This is a genomic window from Acinetobacter courvalinii (genome assembly GCF_014635545.1).
Lineage (GTDB): Bacteria > Pseudomonadota > Gammaproteobacteria > Pseudomonadales > Moraxellaceae > Acinetobacter > Acinetobacter courvalinii.
On record NZ_BMDA01000006.1, the window covers coordinates 37,581 to 60,376 of the forward strand.

At 36.3% G+C, this 22,796-nt stretch carries 21 protein-coding genes; 20 read left to right on the forward strand and 1 reads right to left on the reverse strand.

Translation table 11 applies throughout. The features are described from left to right. Positions 1-5: 5 nt before the first annotated feature. Positions 6-1,106, reverse strand: a complete 1,101-nt coding sequence (locus IEV39_RS16345) for a polysaccharide biosynthesis/export family protein (RefSeq protein WP_005281428.1) — start codon at positions 1,104-1,106, stop codon at positions 6-8. 645 nt (positions 1,107-1,751) lie between these two features. Between IEV39_RS16345 and wecB the strand changes: the two genes are divergently transcribed. The 20 genes from wecB (at position 1,752) to IEV39_RS16445 (ending at position 22,795) form a co-directional block, all read left to right on the forward strand. Continuing rightward, positions 1,752-2,876 (forward strand): non-hydrolyzing UDP-N-acetylglucosamine 2-epimerase, encoded by a 1,125-nt coding sequence (wecB, locus tag IEV39_RS16350; RefSeq protein WP_005281424.1) that lies wholly within the window; start codon positions 1,752-1,754, stop codon positions 2,874-2,876. 39 nt (positions 2,877-2,915) lie between these two features. Further along, the gene (gene wecC / locus IEV39_RS16355; protein ID WP_005281421.1) at positions 2,916-4,172 is read left to right on the forward strand and encodes a UDP-N-acetyl-D-mannosamine dehydrogenase; all 1,257 of its coding nucleotides are present in this window, start codon (positions 2,916-2,918) and stop codon (positions 4,170-4,172) included. Between the two features lie 15 nt (positions 4,173-4,187). Further along, entirely contained in the window at positions 4,188-5,378 is a 1,191-nt protein-coding gene (locus IEV39_RS16360; protein WP_005281418.1) for a UDP-N-acetylglucosamine 4,6-dehydratase, read from the forward strand. Next, positions 5,378-6,526: a LegC family aminotransferase gene (locus tag IEV39_RS16365; protein ID WP_005281415.1), complete on the forward strand. Its 1,149-nt coding sequence runs from the start codon at positions 5,378-5,380 to the stop codon at positions 6,524-6,526. Before IEV39_RS16360 ends, IEV39_RS16365 begins: the two co-directional genes overlap by 1 nt. A gap of 5 nt (positions 6,527-6,531) precedes the next feature. Beyond that, positions 6,532-7,668: a UDP-N-acetylglucosamine 2-epimerase gene (gene neuC, locus IEV39_RS16370; RefSeq protein ID WP_005281413.1), complete on the forward strand. Its 1,137-nt coding sequence runs from the start codon at positions 6,532-6,534 to the stop codon at positions 7,666-7,668. Next, entirely contained in the window at positions 7,658-8,752 is a 1,095-nt protein-coding gene (locus IEV39_RS16375) for an N-acetylneuraminate synthase family protein (RefSeq protein WP_005281409.1), read from the forward strand. Before neuC ends, IEV39_RS16375 begins: the two co-directional genes overlap by 11 nt. Then, complete coding sequence (locus IEV39_RS16380) at positions 8,753-9,394, forward strand: PglD-related sugar-binding protein (RefSeq protein WP_005281406.1); 642 nt, start codon at positions 8,753-8,755, stop codon at positions 9,392-9,394. It abuts the gene before it with no gap. After that, the gene (locus tag IEV39_RS16385; protein ID WP_005281403.1) at positions 9,387-10,448 is read left to right on the forward strand and encodes a nucleotidyltransferase family protein; all 1,062 of its coding nucleotides are present in this window, start codon (positions 9,387-9,389) and stop codon (positions 10,446-10,448) included. Before IEV39_RS16380 ends, IEV39_RS16385 begins: the two co-directional genes overlap by 8 nt. Beyond that, positions 10,448-11,152, forward strand: coding sequence for an acylneuraminate cytidylyltransferase family protein (locus IEV39_RS16390; protein ID WP_005281399.1), 705 nt, complete (start codon positions 10,448-10,450; stop codon positions 11,150-11,152). Before IEV39_RS16385 ends, IEV39_RS16390 begins: the two co-directional genes overlap by 1 nt. Then, a complete protein-coding gene (locus IEV39_RS16395) occupies positions 11,149-12,039 on the forward strand; it encodes a polysialyltransferase family glycosyltransferase (RefSeq protein WP_005281395.1) in 891 nt (296 codons plus the stop codon). Before IEV39_RS16390 ends, IEV39_RS16395 begins: the two co-directional genes overlap by 4 nt. 11 nt (positions 12,040-12,050) lie before the next feature. Next, the gene (locus IEV39_RS16400) at positions 12,051-13,142 is read left to right on the forward strand and encodes a hypothetical protein (protein ID WP_005281392.1); all 1,092 of its coding nucleotides are present in this window, start codon (positions 12,051-12,053) and stop codon (positions 13,140-13,142) included. 3 nt (positions 13,143-13,145) lie between these two features. After that, a complete protein-coding gene (locus IEV39_RS16405) occupies positions 13,146-13,634 on the forward strand; it encodes an acyltransferase (RefSeq protein ID WP_005281389.1) in 489 nt (162 codons plus the stop codon). 37 nt (positions 13,635-13,671) lie between these two features. Then, complete coding sequence (locus IEV39_RS16410; protein ID WP_126687690.1) at positions 13,672-14,859, forward strand: lipopolysaccharide biosynthesis protein; 1,188 nt, start codon at positions 13,672-13,674, stop codon at positions 14,857-14,859. A 55-nt stretch (positions 14,860-14,914) separates the two neighbouring features. After that, entirely contained in the window at positions 14,915-16,090 is a 1,176-nt protein-coding gene (locus tag IEV39_RS16415; protein WP_005281381.1) for a glycosyltransferase family 4 protein, read from the forward strand. Positions 16,091-16,110: 20 nt separating this feature from the next. Then, a complete protein-coding gene (locus tag IEV39_RS16420; RefSeq protein ID WP_005281378.1) occupies positions 16,111-17,058 on the forward strand; it encodes an NAD-dependent epimerase/dehydratase family protein in 948 nt (315 codons plus the stop codon). Positions 17,059-17,062: 4 nt separating this feature from the next. Continuing rightward, positions 17,063-18,070, forward strand: a complete 1,008-nt coding sequence (locus tag IEV39_RS16425) for an MraY family glycosyltransferase (RefSeq protein WP_005281376.1) — start codon at positions 17,063-17,065, stop codon at positions 18,068-18,070. Next, positions 18,063-18,590 carry a PglD-related sugar-binding protein gene (locus IEV39_RS16430; RefSeq protein WP_005281372.1) on the forward strand — a complete coding sequence of 176 codons (528 nt, stop codon included), beginning with the start codon at positions 18,063-18,065 and terminating at the stop codon, positions 18,588-18,590. Before IEV39_RS16425 ends, IEV39_RS16430 begins: the two co-directional genes overlap by 8 nt. A 162-nt stretch (positions 18,591-18,752) precedes the next feature. After that, a complete protein-coding gene (locus IEV39_RS16435) occupies positions 18,753-20,627 on the forward strand; it encodes a polysaccharide biosynthesis protein (RefSeq protein WP_005281370.1) in 1,875 nt (624 codons plus the stop codon). A 12-nt stretch (positions 20,628-20,639) separates the two neighbouring features. Further along, positions 20,640-21,515, forward strand: a complete 876-nt coding sequence (gene galU, locus IEV39_RS16440) for a UTP--glucose-1-phosphate uridylyltransferase GalU (RefSeq protein ID WP_005281368.1) — start codon at positions 20,640-20,642, stop codon at positions 21,513-21,515. Between the two features lie 20 nt (positions 21,516-21,535). Further along, a complete protein-coding gene (locus tag IEV39_RS16445; RefSeq protein ID WP_005281366.1) occupies positions 21,536-22,795 on the forward strand; it encodes a nucleotide sugar dehydrogenase in 1,260 nt (419 codons plus the stop codon). Position 22,796 lies beyond the last annotated feature (1 nt).

The window sequence follows — 22,796 nt, forward strand, 5'->3', positions numbered from 1 at the left end:
ATTAATTATTGTCCCAAACGATCTATATTATATAAGGCGCTTGAGAAAGGGATAATCTGGTTGACAACACGTTGCCAGCGCGTCAGACCAGTGGCATCCACATAGACAATATCATTACTACGTAGTCTAAATTGATTGGCCAGACCGAAGTCACCCAGGCTTATTAAATTTAAATGATACAGTTCAGTATGTCGATCTTGCGGATTGGTACGAAGCACATAAATACGGCTGGCACTGGCAGAAAGAGGGTTGATGCCTAAACTTTCACCTAAGGCATCGCTGAGGGTCATACCTTGATCACGCATGGGTAGGGCCTGGTTTTTACCAGACTCACCCATCACATAAATTTTCTGGTTTTCACGGCTACTGACATAAATCGTATCATTGGGTTGAACCAGCAGTTTATGCAACGAATAACCTGCTTTTTCCATCGCGATGGTATTTAGATCATAAGTCTGACCATTACGAATCAGTTGAATAAAGGTATTATCACCTTTATCAGTAACTCCACCTGCCATACCTAAAGCTGTATAGATACTAATCGGTTGATCATTGAGAAAAAATTGACCACCTCTGATCACACTACCTTGCACTGAATAACGTTGTCCTTGATAAGACAGTACACGTACGATCACATCAGGATTTTTTAAATATTGTGCAAACCGATTACGTAAGTCAGTATTGAGTTGTGCCAGCGTTTTTCCAGCAGCTTTATAGCGTCCAACCAGTGGAACCTGTACATAACCATTGGAATCAATTGGATATCCATTGGCTTGTATAGCTTGATCGCTTGAAATATTAGTGGTTGGAGGGGTAATCTCTGGATAAGCCCAAAGCTGAATTGAAAGTACATCACCAGAGCTCAAGCGATAGGTGCGTTCTTGTTGATTAAAAAGAATGGAATAATTATTTCGATAATTGGTTTGAGCTGGTTGAATTGCTGGTAAATTATCCTGCGTAATTCGGATTACATTGACATTGGTTCCCTGATCTGTCGTATAAACACCTTCATTAGGAATATCATAGGTTTGTAAGCCAGATGTAACAGCACAAGCTGTAGCACTCAGACTAATCGCAAGAATGGAAAAAAGTTGATAATGCTTCACACTCGACCCTTGAATAGTTATATCTGTTGTCAAACAACAACATATCTTTGGACTTAGAATTGGGCTCATTCTAGCTTAAAAAATTTAAAAAAGCATAGCAGAAACATTTCGGTTTGTATGTTTAGTTTATCTGAAAAATATTGAAAGAAAGCGTGAAAGGTCTACACTTAAACCTTTAAGCATAGGGTCAAATAGGTTGTTAAAAACAATCATACAATTCAAATGGGGGCAAAATTAAAAATCTGCTATAGTACGCCCGTTTCGCCGAATTAGAGGAATAGCCTTGCTTCCATTAGAGTGATGATGGTGATCAAAATGGTTAGGAAATGAGACATTCGAAACATAAAGATTAAAAATCGATTCACTACAATGTATTAGAAAAGTTAAAGAATTTTGCTTTGGCACATTGAAGTGATAGAAATTAAACGGCAGAAAATAAGGTTTTATCCATACAGGCTAGTGATCAAATATAGCCAGTTATCTGTCTTAAATCTTTATGCAAATAGATTTATTGATTGAAACTCAATTTTTACATCGTCGTTGTTTAAAAATAACTTGATATAAATTGGGCAATCAAAATGAAAAATTTTATGGTTTAAATGGTTAAACCATAAACAGAAAGTCATACATAAAAGGGTGAATTGGGTGAAAAAGGTTTTATTAGTATTTGGTACACGACCAGAAGCAATTAAAATGGCACCTCTAGCATTAAAATTACAAGCAGATAATAAGCATTTTGAAACTAAAGTTTGTGTAACGGGCCAACATCGTCAAATGTTAGATCAGGTGCTGAGTTTATTTGAATTGACTCCAGATTTTGATTTAAATCTGATGAGACCAGGACAAACACTGTCTGATGTGACCTCTGGGGTACTTAAAGGTCTGGAACAGGTGTTCGAGACATGGACTCCTGATGTAGTTCTGGTGCATGGTGATACCGCGACTACGTTTGCAGCATCTTTAGCTGCGTATTATCACAAAATAAAAGTAGGGCATGTTGAAGCGGGGCTGCGCACAGGTGATCTCTATTCACCTTGGCCAGAAGAAGCTAACCGAAAATTAACAGGTGTACTTGCCAATTATCATTTTGCACCGACAGAATCATCGTATGATAATTTAATTAAAGAAAATGTGAATCCTGCAAATATTGTGGTGACAGGAAACACCGTGATTGATGCTTTGCTACAAGTCAAACAAAAAGTTGAACAAGACCAAGCATTGGTAACTCAATTTCAGCAAGAATTCTCATTCCTTGATACAGATAAAAAACTCATCTTGGTTACAGGACATCGTCGTGAGAATTTTGGTCAAGGTTTTTTAAATATTTGCAAGGCATTGGCGAATTTGGCTAAAAAATACACCGATATACAAATTGTTTATCCTGTGCATTTAAATCCGAATGTACAACAACCTGTTAATGAGTTATTGGCGGATGTCGCCAATATTCACTTAATCGCTCCGCAAGATTATTTGCCTTTTGTGTATTTGATGAATCGTAGTTATCTGATTCTGACCGATTCTGGTGGTATTCAAGAAGAAGCACCGTCATTGGGTAAGCCAGTTCTAGTGATGCGAGATACCACTGAAAGACCTGAAGCGGTTCGTGCTGGAACGGTACGTTTAGTTGGTACAGATACAGAAACTATTGAGAGTTCAGTCATAGAGTTACTTGAAAAGCCAAATATTTATGCTGAGATGGCAGAAGCCCATAATCCGTACGGAGATGGTGATTCATGTCAGCAAATTATTGATTTTCTTAAAGCGAACTAAGCCGAAATTTCCATTTATTTTGATTTAAAAGTATAGAGTATGAGCAATTCATTCAAGCATATCTGCGTTATAGGGTTAGGTTATATTGGTTTACCAACAGCTGCGACATTTGCTGCACATGGGGTAAAAGTTACTGGTGTTGATGTGAATCAACATGCAGTAGATATGATTAATCAAGGTAAAGTTCATATTGTTGAACCTGATTTAGATGCTTTGGTCCGTGACGTCGTTGCTCAGGGTAAATTGTCTGCTCAATTGGCACCGACTGAGGCAGATGCTTATATTGTTGCGGTTCCGACACCTTTTAAAGATGATTATCAGCCAGATTTAAAATATATTGAATCTGCTGCTAAAGCTTTGGCTCCTTTTTTAAAGCCAGGTAATTTGGTTATTTTAGAATCGACATCGCCTGTAGAGGCAACTGAGCAAATGTCAGCTTGGTTGAGCGAAGCGCGTCCAGATTTAAGCTTCCCGCAACAAAAGGGTGAAGAGGCTGATATTTTAGTCGCGCACTGCCCAGAACGTGTGTTACCTGGTAAAGTTTTACAAGAATTGATTAGTAATGACCGTATTATTGGTGGAATGACACCACGTTGTTCAAAAGCGGCATGTGATTTATACAAAATCTTTGTAAAAGGCGCCTGTATTGAAACCAATGCTCGTACCGCAGAAATGTGTAAATTGACAGAGAACTCATTCCGTGATGTCAATATTGCTTTTGCAAATGAGCTTTCAGTTATTTGTGACAAGCTAGATATCAATGTGTGGGAGTTGATTTCATTGGCGAATCGTCATCCGCGCGTCAATATTTTACAACCAGGTCCAGGTGTAGGCGGGCATTGTATCGCAGTTGATCCGTGGTTTATCGTTGCTAAGACCCCTGAGCAAGCACGTTTAATCCAGACTGCACGAGAAGTGAATGATGCAAAACCTGAATGGGTAATTGATCAAGTTAAAATAAAAATTGCAGAGTTTTTACAGGTGAATACTACTAAAACAATTCAAGATGTTACGGTAGCATGCTACGGTTTGGCATTTAAACCGGATATTGATGACCTACGTGAAAGCCCTGCGCTAGAAATTACTAAGAAATTAGCAGAGCAAGGTTTAAATATTTTGGCGATTGAACCTAATATTGAAAAACTACCTCAAAACTTACCAAGTAACATTCAATTGGTTGATTTAAAAGAACGTGATATTGCGGATATTCATGTTGTTTTAGTTGACCATAAAGAATTCAAGTTAAACAAACCTTTGGAAACCTTAATTGTTGATACAAAAGGTATTTGGGGTTGAGGTCGAGAAAATAATATGAGTAATTACTTAGAGTTAATTGGCAGAACACAAGAGCTTTTTGTTGAAGATATTCAATATTGGAATGATAAGTTAATAGAAATTGTTTCTGCATCAAAATTTTTAGTTTTAGGTGGAGCCGGTTCTATTGGTCAAGCGGTTGTCAAAGAAATTTTTAAACGCAACCCTAAAAAACTTCATGTAGTAGATATTTCTGAAAATAATTTAACAGAAGTTGTTCGTGATATCCGTAGTTCATTTGGTTATATTGATGGTGACTTCCAAACATTTGCATTGGACATCGGCTCTCCTGAATATGATGCATATATTCAGAATGATGGTGATTTTGACTATGTTTTAAATCTTTCCGCTTTAAAGCATGTGCGTAGTGAAAAAGATCCGTTTACGTTAATGCGAATGATTCATGTCAATATTTTAAATACTGAAAAAACGATTCAACAGTCTATTGAAAAAGGCGTGAAAAAGTATTTTTGCGTTTCGACAGATAAAGCTGCTAACCCTGTAAATATGATGGGTGGCTCAAAGCGTATTATGGAAATGTTCCTTATGCGCCAAAGTCAGCATATTGATATTTCCACGGCTCGTTTTGCGAATGTTGCATTTTCAGATGGTTCTTTACTACATGGTTTTAATCAACGTATTCAGAAAAATCAGCCAATTGCTGCGCCAAATGATATTCGCCGTTATTTTGTTATTCCGAAAGAATCTGGTGAGTTGTGCCTGATGTCTTGCTTACTAGGTGAAAATAGAGATATTTTCTTCCCTAAACTTAGCGAGCATTTACACCTTATTACTTTTGCTAATATTGCAGTCAAATACCTTAATAACCTTGGGTATGAGCCGTATTTATGTGAGTCTGAAGATGAAGCGCGTAGCTTAATTCAGACCTTGCCAAAACAAGGAAAATGGCCTTGTTTATTTGCTGGAAGCACAACTACGGGTGAGAAAGATTTTGAAGAGTTCTTTACCGATAATGAAACTTTAGATATGCAACGTTTTAATAATTTAGGTGTTATTAAAAACGAACTAAATGTTGAAGAAGACAAGTTGCATGTATTTGAAGAAAAAATTCATGCAATGCTTTCAAATAAGCAGTGGAATAAAGAAGAAATTGTTGATCTATTTAACTATATGATGCCTAACTTTGGACACAAAGAAACAGGTTTATATTTAGATGGGAAAATGTAATGGATACTTCTAAATTTAATCAATTTCTACGAGATGTTTATCGTACCAATAATTTTATTCCATTACATGAACCTCGTTTTCTTGGTAATGAAAAGAAATATGTATTAGATACTATTGATAGCACTTTTGTCTCTAGTGTTGGTGCTTATGTAAATGACTTTGAAGCCAAGGTTCAACAATTTACAGGCTGTGCTAAAGCTATTGCGACTGTTAATGGAACAGCTGCATTACATATTGCTCTTTTACTAGCTGGTGTAAAGCGCGACGATATCGTAATTACGCAGGCTTTGACTTTTGTCGCAACTTGTAATGCGTTGTCTTATATCGGTGCGGAACCATTATTTATTGATGTTTCATTAAAGACACTTGGTTTATGTCCAAAGGCATTAGACGCTTATTTGCAAGAAAATGCTTTTATTGATGATCAAGGTGTATGCAAACACAAAGCAACTAATAAACGTATTTCTGCAATCGTTCCAATGCATACATTTGGCCATCCTGTTGAAATTGATGAGCTTCAACAGGTCGTAACCAGGTGGAATATTGCATTAGTTGAAGACGCTGCTGAAAGTTTAGGTTCTTACTACAAAGGTAAACATACTGGAACTTTTGGTTTAGTTTCAGCACTTAGCTTTAATGGAAATAAAGTCATCACTACAGGTGGTGGCGGTATGGTCTTGTGTCAAGATGAAGAACTTGGCATAAGAGCGAAGCACATTACGACAACTGCAAAAATACCGCATCCTTATGAGTTTTATCATGATGAAAATGGTTTTAACTACCGTTTACCTAATTTGAATGCTGCTTTAGGTTGTGCACAAATGGAAGGCTTGGAAGGTTTCCTTGCTAAAAAGCGTGATTTAGCTCAGCAATATCAAGATTTCTTTAAAGATAGTGATATTTCATTTGTTGTGGAACCTGAAGACTGCCGATCTAACTATTGGTTAAATGCCATTGTTTGCAAAGATAAGGCTCAACGAGATTTGATTTTGGATGAAACCAATTCAAATAAAGTTATGACTCGCCCAATCTGGTCTTTAATGACCCGATTACCGATGTACCAAAATGCATTACAAGGTGATTTAACTAACTCATTATGGTTGGAAGAAAGAGTTGTAAATATTCCAAGTTCAGTTCCTCTGGAGTAATGAAAATGAAGAAAATAGCCGTTTTTACAGGAACTCGAGCTGAATATGGTTTGCTGTATTGGTTAATGAAAGATATTCAGCAAGATCCAGAGCTAGAGTTACAAATTCTAGCTACGGCTATGCATTACTCACCTGAGCACGGCGAAACTTGGAAAACTATTGTTCAAGATGGTTTCGAAATTACCGAATCGGTTGAAATGCTACTATCATCTGATACGTCGTCCGCTGTTGTGAAATCAATGGGTGTTGGTTTACTTGGATTTGCAGACGCATTGAAACGAATGCAACCTAATTTATTAGTTGTTTTGGGTGATCGTTTCGAAGCTTTGGCAGTGACTCAAGCTGCTTTAATCATGCAGGTACCTGTTGCACATTTGCACGGTGGTGAAATCACTGAAGGTGCATATGACGAATCAATTCGTCATGCGATCACTAAAATGTCTAATATTCATTTTGCCGCGGCAGAGGAATATAAAAAACGAATTATTCAGTTAGGCGAGCAACCAGAAAAAGTATTTAATGTCGGCGCACTAGGCTTAGATCATATCCAGCGTACAACATTTAAAAATATTGCAGAATTGAGCGAATTATATGATTTTGATTTTTCAAAACCATATTTTCTCATTACTTATCATCCCGAAACTAATCTATTAGAAGAAAATGTTTCACCTTTATTTGATGCACTTAAGCAAATAAAAGATGTCAATTTTGTCTTTAGTTATCCAAATGCCGACAATGGTAATACTAATATTGTGAAAGCAATGCTTGATTTAAAAGCACAGTTGCCAGATCGTGTATTGCTTGTAAAGAGTTTTGGTATTCAAAATTATTTAAGTGTTTTGAAAAATGCTTTAGCTATGGTGGGTAACTCATCAAGTGGCTTATCAGAAGCTCCAGCGTTACAGGTTCCAACAGTAAATATTGGTGATCGTCAAAAAGGACGTTTGCGTTGTGAATCTATCCTTGATGTTAAATTAGACGAAAATGAAATTTTAGAAGCTTTGCAAAAAGCAATTAATTTCCCAGATGATCAATTGAGTCAAGTTGTTCCACCTTTAGGGCTTGGCAACACTTCTCAGAAAATAATTGAACTTATTAAAACGACAGATTTTAGAAAGAAGGCGCCATTTTATGATCTTTAATCAAGACGAAATTTATGTTATTGCAGAAATTGGTGTAAATCATAATGGCTCTGTAGAGTTAGCAAAAGAGCTTATTTTAAAAGCCAAAGATTGTGGTGCGAACGCTGTTAAATTTCAAACCTTTAAAGCAGATAGTTTGTTATCTGATCAAACTGAAATGGCTGCATATCAAAAGGAAAATACAGGTTCTAGTCAAAGCCAATTAGAGCTTGTAAAAAGTTTAGAGCTCACTTATGAGCAGACAGAAGAAATACAGAAATTTTGTAATGAACATCAAATTACTTTTATTTCAACACCGTTTGACTCTGACAGTTTAAATTTCTTAGTAAATGACATCGATGTACCTTACTTAAAAGTATCATCTGCTGATATTTCAAACTTACCATTTCTTTATGAAATTGCATGTTCAAAAAAACATGTCATTTTATCTACAGGAACGGCGAGTTTAGGTGATATTGAACAAGCCTTATCAGTATTTGCTTTTGTTATTGATAAGGGAACAGATGTTCGTCCGTCTCAGCAGTTATTTAGAGAAGCGTATTCTAAAATTTCAGTACGTAAACAGTTGAAGGAACAGGTTTCTATTTTACACTGTGTGACTCAATATCCGGCATTATTTGAAGAAAGTAATCTTAAAGCTATTTCAACTTTAAAAAATGTATTTGATTTGGCAACAGGATTTTCTGATCATACGCTTGATGAATATGCAGCGGTTATTGGGGTAAGTCTCGGTGCTCGCATTTTTGAGAAGCATATTACATTAGATAAAACGATGGCTGGCCCAGACCACGCAGCATCAATGGAACCTGATGAATTTAAACATTATGTCGAAATTTTGCATAAAACACATGCAGCTTTAGGTGATGGTATTAAATTTATGCTAGAGCAAGAGAGCGATAACTATTACTTAGTACGTCGTAGTATTGTGGCTAAAACAGATATTGCGGAAGGGGAGCTTTTAACCCCTGACAATGTCACGACAAAACGAGCTGGTCGCGTTTGTTTAGAACCAAATAAGTATTGGGATGTTGTTGGTACAAAAGCAAAACATAGCTTTAAAAAGAACGACTTTATTGAAATTTAAATGAAAAAACTAGCGATTTTCGGTTCAGGTGGCTTTGCAAAAGAGCTAGTAGATTTAGCAATAGATCAAGGCTACCGCCATATATTTTTTTTAGAAAGAAATGCCAAAGATGGTGACACCTTACTTGGTTTCCCCTTTTTGCCTGAATCAGCAATACCGACATTAACGGATACGGTATATGCGATCGGCGTTGCTGATCCTAAGATTCGTAAAAGAATATATGAAGCTTATCCCGATTTACCTTATCCCAATTTGATTCATTCTCAATCATCACTTGGGTATGGTATTCGAGAGTTGTTAGAAAATAGTAAAGGTGTGGTAATTGCGGCTGGAGCACGAATTACAAATTCATGTCGTTTTGGTCATTTTATTATAGTAAGTTTTAACAGCACGATTGGGCACGACTGTATTCTAGAAAACTACGTTTCTGTCATGCCAGGTGTTAATGTGTCTGGTTGTATTCATTTGAAGCAAGGCACTTACATTGGAACAAATGCTACTATTTTGCCGGGCAAAAGCCCCGAGCAATTGAAATATTTAGGTGAAAACTCTGTTATAGGTGCGGGTGCTGTGGTTGTGAAACATACGGAACCGCATAAGGTCTATATTGGATCACCTGCTAAGGAATTAAGTCGTGACTAGAGATGTTAATAAAATAATTTTGCATAAAAATGATTCAATTTTGAAAGCATTAGAGCTACTTGATTTATATGCTTTAAGAATTGTTTTGGTAGTTGATGATCATAATCAATTGATCGGAAGTATTACAGACGGTGATATTCGTAGAGGTCTCTTAAAAGGCCAAGATGTGCATGCAGCTGTTGAAACAATCATGCATACTAATCCTTATAGTATTGAAGAAGGTAGCTTAAATAACCGCCAGATTTTTGAGATCATGCGTGAAAAAAGTTATCTGGCATTACCAGTAATTAAAAATAACCAACTCGTTAATATTATTACGCTTGATGATTTGATTCGTAAAAAACGTAAAGAAAATTCAGTTTTTATTATGGCTGGTGGTTTTGGTACACGTTTACGCCCACTCACAGATACATGCCCAAAACCAATGTTACCTGTTGGTGGTAAGCCTTTACTAGAAACCATTATCTCAAGCTTTAAAAATCAAGGCTTTTACAAATTTTATATTTCTACCCACTATTTACCAGAAGTGATTAATGAGTATTTTGGTAATGGCGAGAAGTTTGACGTACAGATACAATATGTACATGAAACTGATCCGCTTGGAACTGGCGGTGCATTGAGTTTATTGCCAGCATCAGATATTAAATTACCATTTATTGTGATTAATGGTGATGTATTAACAAATATGAATTTTGAAAAATTATTGGATTTTCATGAGAAGCGTGAAGCTATTGCAACGATGTGTGTGCGAGAGTTCCAATATCAAATTCCTTATGGCGTAGTAAACTCCGAAGATAACGTAATACAAAGCATGACTGAAAAACCAAGTTATTTCTTTGATATTAACACAGGTATTTATGTCATTTCACCTGAATTGTTGGCTCAAGTTAATGCACAGTTTATTGGTATGCCAACTATCTTAGAACAGCAAATGGAAAAGAAAAATAAAGTCATAAGCTATTCTTTACATGAATATTGGCTCGACATCGGTCATATGGAAGACTATAACCGTGCTCAGAGAGATATTATAAATTTAGATTTTGGTAAATTCTAATGATAGGGCAGTATCGAGTTACAGCTTTGATTCCTGCACGTGGTGGCAGTAAACGTTTGCCGCGTAAAAATGTAAAATTATTGGGTGATAAACCCTTAATTGCATGGTCAATAGAGGCAGCTAAAGCATCTAAGTATATAGATAGAGTGGTTGTATCTACCGATGATGAAGAGATTAAACAGGTTTCTGAGCAGTATGGTGCAGAAGTGCCATTTTTACGCCCAGAGCATTTGTCAAATGATCATGCATCAAGCTTCGATGTCATAAAGCATGCCATTGTTTTCTTAGGCTTAGATCAGACGAATGAACTCATTGTTTTGCTTCAGCCTACATCTCCTTTGCGCTTGGTTTCGGAATTAGATGCTGCATTAGAGTTTTTTGTTGCGAAAAGCGCTAAAGGGATAGTTTCAGTTTCTGAAACTGAGCACAGTCCAATGTGGACAAATACATTGCCAGAAAATGGTTGTATGTCTAATTTTATTCGTCCAGAGATACAGGGGAAAAGAAGTCAGGACCTGCCTAAGTTTTTCCGTTTGAATGGTTCAATCTATATTTATGAAACTCTATCTTTGTTAGAACAAGCCAAAATATTTTTTGATGAAAGTGTGTATGGGTTTGAGACACCTTTAAAAACAGCCGTTGATATTGATACAGCTTTAGATTTTAAAATTGCAGAGGCTATTTTTAAGGATAGAATAAAATGAATTTATACATAGTTGAGTCACCGTTACAATTACTTTGTGCATATGAAGCAATACATGTTAATAGAAATGCACCTTATCAATTACTTATACGGCAAACAGGAAGAGGGTTGAACGATAAGCATCTAATTAACTGTGCTAATAAACTAGGATTAAATTATAAAATATTTGTTTTACATACCGAAAGTATATATGTGGGTTTGTTAAGAAATTTATTTTTATTATCTTCTTTATATTTTAAATATTATGAGAAAGTATATTTTGGAAGTTTTTATTCTTCAGCATTAAACTTTATAAGTTATTTTATTAGGCGGCGAGAGCTTATATATCTTGATGATGGTGCTGCTACATTAAGAGCACAATTAGAGATGTCAATGAAAGAAAAAAAAGTTTGTAATTGGTTTACTTTTTTTAATATTGAACCCTTGAGAGGTCAAAATGTGATAAAACATAATTTCGAAAAAATTAAAGAAAAAAATAAAAAATATATTAATAAGGGGAAATATTTTATTGGTCAACCTGTATCGGCTATGAAAGGTTTCTCGTTGGAAGATTATATGCGTTGTGTTCGTGAAATTGCAAGTAGATGTGAAAGTAATGAATTTCTTTACTATATACCTCATAGGGTTGAAAATTTAGATTTAATTAATAATATACCTAATATTAAAGTGGTTAAACCAACAGTTCCAATAGAAATTTACTTTTTGGAAAATAAAGGTTCTATTCCTAAAGAAATTTATTCTTGCTATTCCACAGCATTGATTACTTTACCCGTTTTGTTTTTAGGGATAAAAGCAACAGCTGTAAAAAATAAATATATGATAAAAAATGAAATAGATTTCATGTATGCATATTTTTTAAGGAATAATATTAGTGTGGTCGAATTGTAAGGTTATTAAACATGGTGGCATTAATTTTATTCTTTTCAACAACTGTTTTTTTCCCAATAGCGATATTAGTTTTATTGGTGCCATTTATTTTTATTAGGGAAACTATTGTTCATAAGAGTAATATTGTTTTTTATAAGAAAGAGGTTTATGCTTATATCGCAATGTTTTTTATTGCAATAGTTGTTGTTTATTTAAATATCTTTTACGGCGCTATAATTTCTAATGTTCAGGAAAATAGTATTTTGGGGAATATTCCCTATATTATATTGCTGCCAGTTGCATTTATAATTGGTAAGTTTTTAAATTTAAAAGACTTAAGGTTAATACAATATTTAATATTAATAGAGATTATTGTTGGTTGTTTTGAGTATTATCATGGTGTCCCAACCTTCTTTATGAATAAAACCCCTATTTCTGAGTTGGCTGATACTGATATTTTGTATCAGAAGCGTGTTTTTGGTTTTAGTGCAAATTCAAGCAATTTGGCAGCTAAAGTTGTATATCTCGCAATAATAACTATGATGCAAATTAAATTAAATAAAAAAATTAATAAAGAGCTAATGCTATTTTTAATATTTATTTTGCTGGGGCTAATTGTCACATTTAATAGGACTGCAATTATTTCTATCATTATATCTGCTTTTATACTATTTGGAATGTCACTTAGAAGACTTTTCTTTATATCTATACCAATATTTGGAGGAGTAATTTATAAATGGGAGTCAATTTATGAACAATTAACAAGAGGGAAAGGAACTGTAGATCTCTCAGGAAGGGACCAAATATTTTCTTACTTTTATAATTTTTGGAGCGAAAATCTTTTATTTGGTAATTTTGGTACTAAACTCTGGTGGAATACTTCAGGGTCTATCTGGCATGCTCATAATAGTTATTTGGAATTGCTCGCATCAAATGGCTTGTTGATAACACTATTCTTTTTTATTGCATTTTTAGTATTATTTGGTCGTGGGCTATTGATTGTTCTTCCTATATTGTTTTTTTCTTTGTCTCAATATGGTTTTCTTTGGGGATTGTCATTCTACGATATCATTTTTTCGGCAATAATATATAATTATATTAAGCTCAATTTTAAAGGTGATTAAACTATGCTGGCGTTAAAGAAGTTTGTTTGTTTGTTTTATTATATAGCTTATAGAAATATTTTGAAAAAAACAAATAAACCCAAAATTAATGGGAGAGTTAGACTCATAGGATCAATAGAGTTTGGTAATAATAATCACTTAAATGGTGCTGAATTGCAAGGTCAAGGGGGGATTGTTATAGGAGATAACTTTCATTCGGCAAAAGGGTTGGTTATCTTGACTCAGAATCATAATTGGAAAGGTAGTGCCTTGCCTTATGATAATACGGTAATAAAGAAGAAAGTTGTAATTGGTGATAATGTCTGGGTTGGTATGAATGTAATTATTTTGCCAGGCGTAAAAATTGGTGAAGGCTGCATTATTCAGGCTGGATCAGTGGTGAGTAAAGATATCCCTGATTTGGCAATTGCTGGAGGGAATCCTGCAAATGTAATTAAGCTACGGGATCATAATCATTATTATGGATTAAAGAAAAGTGAAAAGTTTCATTAATGCAAGGTATAAGGTTTTTCGATATGCATCTGTCCAGATGTTATCTAAAAGTTTAACTCTTTTATCAACCTATATTATAGCTATGCATGCAACAAATGAAGTGTTTGGTTATATTTCTTTAATTCAATCCAGTCTCGTTGTGGCAATAACCTTTCTAAGTTTTAACCTTTCTAGCGGCGTTGTTAGATATTTTTATGAGAAAAATACGTTAAAGATTTTTAGCCATATTAAGCCTATTATCACCTTTCTCTTTTTTTTATCGATTTTTATTTTTATATTTTTATTTATATTTCTAGAAAATAGTAGTTTTTTTTGGTTCTCTTTATTACCTATTATTGGATACATAAATGGGTTGCTGTTGATAGTTTCTATGCTTTCAAGAGCAAATAATAATTTATATATTTACATGCTGGCAGAGCTTACTAGACCATTTTTTTTGATTGTTGTGGCTATTGCATATATATATATGGATTTTGATATTGTTTCTATTTTTTTGTTTGCTTTGTTGCTTTCTTGTCTTTTATCATTTTTTTTATGTATTTTGAAATACGATAGTCTAATTAATAAAAATATTGAAGAAGAAAGCAGTGTTTATTTTTCTACTAAAATAATAATTATCTATACTGCACCTTTATTTTTTGTGCAAATAATGTCTTTAGTTAATAATGTTTCAGATAAATATATCTTACAGCATTATATGGGAGTCGAGGAGGTTGGGTTGTATGGGAAAGCTTATTTAATTGGCTCTTCCTTGGGGCTTTTGCTTGATAGTCTAATGCTTCTGTGGACGCCATTTGTTATTAAAAATAGAACGAAATTAATTAATGTTTTTTCCAGTAGGCTGATATTGTGCTCAGTAGGTGTATGTATTTTTAGTTTGATTGTATTGTGTATAGCATATATTTCTTTTTACTTTAAATTGGAATTTAAATTTATAAGTAATCAGATGATTGTTATCAGTTTAATTATTGTTTCTGCATTTATCTCTAGAATAGGTTACCAAATTTTAACTCCTTTAATTAATGCTTATGATAAAACTACTTGGGTTGCTAAAATATCTTTTATTAGTATGCTGTTAGGTATTTTGTTGAATTTCTTGCTTATTCCAGTTGTTGGAGGGTATGGGGCAGCAATAGCTACTTTTATTTCATTTGTTACATATAGTATTATGGCTATTTTTATTTTTTTATTATTGAGAAAGTCTTTGGTTTTGAGTGAAGGTTAGAAAATTTTATTTAACCTTGTTGGATCTTAAATTTTATTCTTGAGTGGAGTCTAGTGTGAACTTGTTGGTTATAAGTTTTTTTTACAAACCTGATTTGTCAGCAGGTTCTTTTAGAACAACCGCATTAGTTGAGAGTTTAAAAAAAAACTATCCAGATGCGAAAGTAGATATAATTTCTACGCTACCAAATCGTTATAGTAATTATTCCGAAGCTTGTAAAAAAATTGAATCCGATGGAAATATTACTATATATAGAGCTGATGTTAACACTAGGTTTTCTGGAATATTAGGACAAATTATAAGCTTTTTCCTATTCTTTATTTTTACTTTGAAAGTAATTTTAGGGAAAAAATATAATATTATTTATGCTACATCTTCTCGCCTTATGACAGCATTTCTAGGAGCTGTGGTTTCTTTTTTTACAAAGGCGCCTCTCTATTTAGATATCCGAGATATTTTTATAGATACTGTAGAAGATGTATTTCCCAAGAAAATGACTTTCTTGGCTTTGCCATTTTTATCTGTAATTGAAAATTTTACGATTAATAAAGCCACTATTGTAAATATGGTTTCAAAAGGATTTCTTCCCTATTTTGAAAGTAAATACAAAAATAAAAACTATAGTTTTTTTACAAATGGAATTGATACCATATTTTTGGATCAATGTAATAAAAATATTGGGTATAAAATTAATGATCCAGTAGTTATTGTTTATGCTGGTAACTTTGGTGATGGGCAAGGTCTGCATAAAATTGTTCCACAGTTAGCTAAGAAGCTTGAAGGTCGAGCCGTATTTCAGTTAATTGGTAATGGTGGACGGAAGAATGAGCTGGAAAAAACATTGAATGATTTAAATGTAAATAACGTACAAATTCTTCCTCCTGTGAATCGTTCTGAGTTACTACAGTATTATGACAATGCAGATATCCTTTTTCTTCATTTGAATGATTATGATGCTTTTAAAAAGGTGATACCCTCTAAATTATTTGAATATGCTTGTTATAATAAACCTATTTGGGGTGGTTTGTCTGGATATGTTGTTGACTTTATTGGTGAAGAGTTGGATTCCACATATGTGTTTCGACCATGTGATCTAGAAGATGCAGTTAAAAAGTTTAGTGAAATTGACTATTCAGTAAGTTTACGTGAGAAGTTTATCCATAAATATACGCGTAGTAATATTATGGATAGTTTGGCTAATGATATTGTGAGATTGGATAAAATTAATTAATATTTACAAGGCTGTTAATTATGTTATCAACTAAAGTTTTAATTACTGGTAGTAATGGTTTTCTCGGTAAATTTCTTTGTCAGTATTTATCTAATAAAGATTATTCTGTCATCGCGCATACACGTACACCTCAAGTTTTTAGCCAATCAAATATTGAAAATATTAATTTTGATTTAAATCAAAATTTGGAAGAATTGGATTTAGAAGGGGTTCAGGTCGTTATACATTGTGCTGGTCGTGCACATGTGATGAATGAAACGGCAGCTTCTCCTTTAGATGCATATCGCCAGATTAATGTAGAAGGAACATTAAATCTTGCTAAAAAAGCGGTACAAAGTGGTGTAAGACGGTTTATTTATTTGAGCAGTATTAAAGTAAACGGTGAGGAGGCTACTCAGCAGAAGCCATTTACTGCCGAGGACTCGATTAATACAGATGATCCCTATGGTTTATCCAAATATGAAGCAGAGCAAGCGCTAAAGCAGTTAGCACAGGTAACGGGTTTAGAAGTCGTGATTATTCGTCCCGTGCTGATTTATGGACCAAATGTAAAAGCCAATTTTAAAAGTATGATTTCTCTGGCATCCAAAAAGATCCCTTTGCCAGTAGGATGTTTAAACAATAAACGTAGTATGGTCAGTGTTTATAATTTGGCTGATTTAATCGAAGTTTGTTTATCTCATCCGAATGCCTCTGGACACACTTTTTTAGCTAGTGATCAGGATGATATTTCCGTGAAACAGCTGTTTGAGAAATTAGCATCTTTGCAAAACAATAAACTGATCAAAGTACCTGTACCTAAAAATTTAATTTTCTTATTGGCAAGTCTTGTGGGGCGTTCTGCTATGGCATCTCGCTTATGTTCCGAGTTAGTCGTCAATACATCCAAAAACACACAAGTCCTTGGTTGGAAAGCTCCTTATTCGACCGAGCAAAGCCTCGCTAAAATGTTTAGTGAAATGAGATAAAGTTATGTTCTATGTGTTAATTTTCTTTGTTCTTTCTTTTGTGCTGACTTATCTCATGCGGATGTATGCCCTCAAGAAAAATATTATTGATAATCCTAATGAGAGAAGCTCTCATAGTATCCCAACACCACGAGGTGGAGGCGTTGCAGTTGTTGTTAGCTTCCTTTTAGGACTGACATTGCTTATTTATCTTGAAAATCTATCTCTATCGACGGGTTTAATTCTGATTGCAGCAAGTTTTACAATTGCATTATTGGGTTTTTTGGATGATCACGGACATATTAATGCTTTAGTCCGTTTAGCAGTCCATTTCATTGTTGCAATTGGAGCAGTAGTCGCATTAGGTGGATTCTCCGAAATTGAATTATTTAATAATACGCTTCAGTTGGGATGGGCTGCCAATATTATTGCTGTACTTTTCTTGGTCTGGTTATTAAATCTATATAATTTTATGGATGGTATTAATGGTATTGCTAGCATAGAAGCGATTACAGCAACTGTAAGTATTGGTAGTATTTATCTTTTATCTAGCTTTCATCTATCGAGTCAGGTACTTTTTCTACTGGCAGCTTGTACCGCTGGCTTTTTATTGTGGAACTTCCCCAAAGCTCGTATTTTTATGGGAGATGCATGTAGCGGTTTCTTAGGACTCGTGTTGGGTATTCTTGCTTTAATTGCGTTAAAACAAGATGTAGCCCTATTTTGTGCATGGTTAATCTGTTTGGGTGTGTTTATCGTGGATGCCACCTTTACTCTGATTCGTCGCGTAATCAATGGTCACAAAATGTATGATGCACATCGAAGCCATGCCTATCAGTACGCATCTAGAAAATATAATAGCCATACACGTGTTACCTTGAGTGTACTGGCAATTAATGTTTTATGGCTCTTTCCAATGGCATACTTTGCATCTCAACACGTTCTAATGCCTGAACTCTTGATATTGATTGCCTATATTCCATTAGTACTTTTGGCTATGTATTTTGGTGCAGGTAAAACAGAAAATGGCTAAACAAAATGTTTTATTAATTCTGGGCGCTGGTGGACATGGTAAATCTGTCGCTGAGGCTGCATCACTATCAGGTCAATGGAGCAAAATTGTATTTGCTGATGATAGTTGGCCTCAACAAACCGAGGTAGCAGGATTTCCTATCGTAGCCAATATTGAGAGAGTCTCAACACTCGTTTCTACGATTACGGCAGCTATACCTGCCGTTGGTAATAATCAGCTAAGGCAAGATTGGTCCCAAAAATTAAAAAATTTAGAGATTCCTTTAGCTACCGTGATTCATCCATCTGCGATTATTAGCCCTACTGCGAGATTAGGAGAGGGTATTTGTATCATGGCTGGATGCATCATTGGTGTAGATGTCAAAATAGAAGATGGTGTAATTGTTAACCTAGGTTCAGCAATTGATCATGACAGCGAAATTGGCATGTTTGCACACTTGAGTGTTGGAGTTAAAATTACTGGAAATAAAGTGGTAAAACCTTTTACTTTTTTAGAAGCTGGCTCAATCCTTGCTCATTAACTGCACTGTTAATATTAAAATTTAAATCAAAAAAATAGTAGGATAAGTGACCTGTATCTTAGTATTTTAAACATTGTGTACTTTATGTGTAAAAGTTATTTCTAGTTGCATTAGAAGTGCGTATAAAGATCGAACTGAATGTGGGATGATTAGAAGATCACTGTGAAAAAGATTATTCATCAATTTGCCTCAGCGCCAAGATTATATAAACAATTTTTCCTGATTTTTCTGGATGCATTAGCTTTTCCCGTGATTCTATGGTTGTGCTATGTCATCCGTTTATTTGATTTGGGTGCCCATGTTATTCCCGGTATTGATCACGGGATGATTCTGGTCAGTCTGATTACGGTCTTAAGTTTGGCACTCACCGGCGTTTATCATTTTATTGTACGGACATTTAACGAAGTCTTTATTGTTAAGCTGGCGATTGCCGTTGCCTTAACCATGGCTACCTTGTACATCTTGAATGTGATTACGCCAGCCTATATCCCGATGTCGATCCCATTTATGTATGGTTTTATGATGTTTGCCTGGGTATGGCTCAGCCGTGCAGTGATTCGCTTTATGATTAAGGCATCTTATTATTCCGAAATCGGGCGGAAACGCATTGCGATTTATGGCGCCGGTGATGCAGGTCAGCAAATTGCTGCGGCATTGCACCGTTCAGATGACCATTTACCGGTATTCTTTATTGATGATTATACTTCTTTACAAGGGCAGACGGTTGGTGGTTTAAAGGTCTATTCGGTTGAAAAAGCCTTACAGCGCTTTAAGAAAGACCGTATCGATGAAATTTTACTGGCGTTGCCTTCAGTAGGGCGGGTACGCAAAACAGAAATAATCCATCAGTTTGAAAGCGCGCGTTTAAAAATTACCGAACTCCCTGGGTTGACCCGTCTGGTCGATGGTGAAATTCAGGTTTCAGATATCCAGGAAGTGGATATTATCGATTTATTAGGGCGTGATCCGGTGCCACCGATTTCACATCTGATTGCCAAAAATATCCAGAATAAAGTGGTTATGGTGACAGGCGCGGGTGGTTCAATCGGTTCTGAACTATGCCGTCAAATTATTAAAAATAAACCTAAAATGTTAGTGCTATATGAGCTCACAGAATTTGCGTTATATGACATTGATAAAGAGTTAAGACAAACAGCCACTTGTGAAATTGTTCCAATTTTGGGCACGGTACAGGACCAGCAAAAACTTGAACGGATTATTGAACAATACCAGATCCAGACGGTTTATCATGCTGCGGCCTATAAGCATGTTCCTTTGGTTGAATGTAACCCGATTGCGGGATTGAAGAACAATAGCATTGGTACCGCAAACAGTTTAAATGCTGCCGTGAAAAAAGGCGTAGAAACCTTTGTGCTGATCTCAACCGATAAAGCGGTACGTCCGACCAATGTGATGGGGGCATCAAAGCGTATGGCTGAGCTGTATTGTCAGGCCGTGGCTGAAACTAAACCTGCTACCCAAATCAGTATTGTTCGTTTTGGGAATGTATTGGGCTCTTCCGGTTCGGTTGTTCCACTGTTCAAGCAACAGATCGCCAAGGGTGGCCCGATTACCGTGACTCATCCTGAAGTGACCCGTTACTTCATGACCATTCCAGAAGCTTCGCAACTGGTGATTCAGGCAGGTGCCTTGGGCTCTGGCGGGGATGTATTCCTGCTGGATATGGGGGAGCCGGTCAGAATTCAGGATCTGGCGCGCCAAATGATCAAGCTCAGCGGTTTAAAAGTAAGAGAAAGTGGTTCACTGGATGGTGATATCGAAATTGCCTATAGCGGCTTACGTCCAGGCGAGAAACTGTATGAAGAACTGCTGATTGATCAGGACAATACCGAATATACTGAACATACCCGTATCCTACGTTCGTTTGAGAAACATTTTGCATTGGACGAAATTCAGGAAGTCTTTGGTAAAATCAGCCAGATGACAGCAATCGATCATGATGTTGACTGGGCCTTAACCCAGCTTGAACATTATGTAGATGGCTATAAGCGCAGCGGCGAAGTTAGAGTGAATTAATCTGAGAAAGTAATGATCAAAAAAGCAATTTTACCTGTTGCAGGTCTGGGGACACGTTTTCTACCTGCAAGTAAATCGATTCCAAAGGAAATGGTGACCGTTGTCGATCGTCCTGCGATTGAATATGTGGTGCGTGAAGCAGTTGAAGCGGGAATTGAACAAATTATTCTGGTCACCCATTCTTCAAAAGCATCAATTGAAAATTATTTTGATCGTAATTTTGAGCTGGAAACGACGTTAGAGCAAAAAAAGAAATTTGATTTGCTCAAAGAAATCACTGACATTCTGCCAAAACATGTCAGCGTGGTGAGTGTGCGGCAGCCACAGCCTTTAGGCCTGGGTCATGCGGTACTTTGTGCAAAAGATATTGTTGGTGATGAAGCCTTTGCGGTGCTTTTGCCCGATGTGTTAGTAAAAAATGCAACCTCTGAAAATGATCTGTCCTTGATGATTCAACGCTTTGAGGCCGCTCAAGCTGCACAAATCATGGTGGAGGCTGTGCCCGATCATCTGGTTGATCAGTATGGGATTGTGGATGTTGCGGTTTCACCGAATGAAGGTGAGAGTATCATTATGCAAGGCATTGTAGAGAAACCGGCAGTCGGGACAGCGCCTTCGAATTTATCGGTGGTTGGTCGTTATATTCTGCCTGCCCAGATTATGGGACTGCTGGAAAATACCCCACGCGGTGCTGGCAATGAAATTCAGCTAACAGATGCGATTGCCACTTTACAGCAGTCACAAACTGTTGAGGCATATCGCATGAAAGGTCAGACCTTCGATTGTGGTAGCAAGCTGGGTTATCTAAAAGCTGTGTTACATTATGGGATTGAGCATCCAAAACTGGGCGCAGAGTTTAAGGGCCTGATTAAGGAATTGGCCCTGTAATCATTGAGGGCAAGCATGTTATGAAAGTTGCAATCTTTGGCAATACCTTATATGCAGGCGTGATGTCTGCATTATTGTCTGAAACGGGGCATCTGGTGTATTGGTGCTCACAGCTCGATACCAAAGCGGATGATCAGCAATATTCCTTTCATGATGAAAATGTCAGTCATTTACTCGAAAAACAGCTGACCACGGGTTTTCTGCGCTATAGCGATTTAGCCAGTATTCCGCTAGATATCGATGCCTATCTGTTCAGTTTTAACCAGACGCAGGAGCAGCAGGTTTTTCAGCTGTTGCACTCGCTGAAACAACGTCCAATCATTCATCCAAAACTGATGATCAATGCCTCAACTTTTGGTTTACGCGGAACTGAAAAGTTCCAGCAGATCTTGTCGGATGATGACTGGGTCTATTTGCCGGATACCATGCAGGAAGGTAATGCCTTACAGAGCTTGACCCAGGCGAAGCAGCTGATAGTCGGCTGTACGCGCAGTGCAGTGCAGGTCAAGGTCAAAGAGTTGCTCAGACCCTTTTTTCCCTTAGAACAGCAATATCTATTTATGCCGATACTGGATGCCGAGTTTACCAAACTGAGTATTTCCGGCATGTTGGCGACCCGCATTAGTTATATTAATGATCTGGCCGTGGTGGCTGAAAAACTCGGGATTGATATTGCCTCGGTGCGGCAGGGCATGTCTGCAGACAGTCGTATTGGCTCGGCGTATCTGGCACCTGGTGCCGGTTTTGGCGGGGAAAACTTCTCGCATGATATTTTGACTCTTGCCAATACTGTTGCCAATACCGGAGTGAAGAGCCAGTTGCTTGCCCAGGTCTGGGATATTAATGAGCAACAAAAAGAGATCCTGTTCCGTAAGTTGTGGAATTACTACCACGGCGCTTTACAAGCAAAATCCGTTGCAATTTGGGGGGCTTCTTTTAAGGAAAATACCTCCAGCATTCAACATTCTCCAATTCATCAGATGCTTGCCGCCTTGTGGGCGCAGGGTGTTACCGTTCATCTGCATGATCCGCAGGCACTGGATGAAATCGAGCTGATGTACGGACAGCGCAGTGATCTGGTATTGCATCATGATCAATATGAAGCTGTACACAATGTGCATGGGTTATGTGTTTTAACGGCCTGGAAACAATACTGGAGTCCGGATTTCAAACAGTTAAACCAATTGATGCAACATCCCTTAATTTTAGACGGTCGCAATATTTATGACCCGCACTATGTAAAAGCACAAGGTTTTGCCTATATGGGAGTGGGGCGTTAAA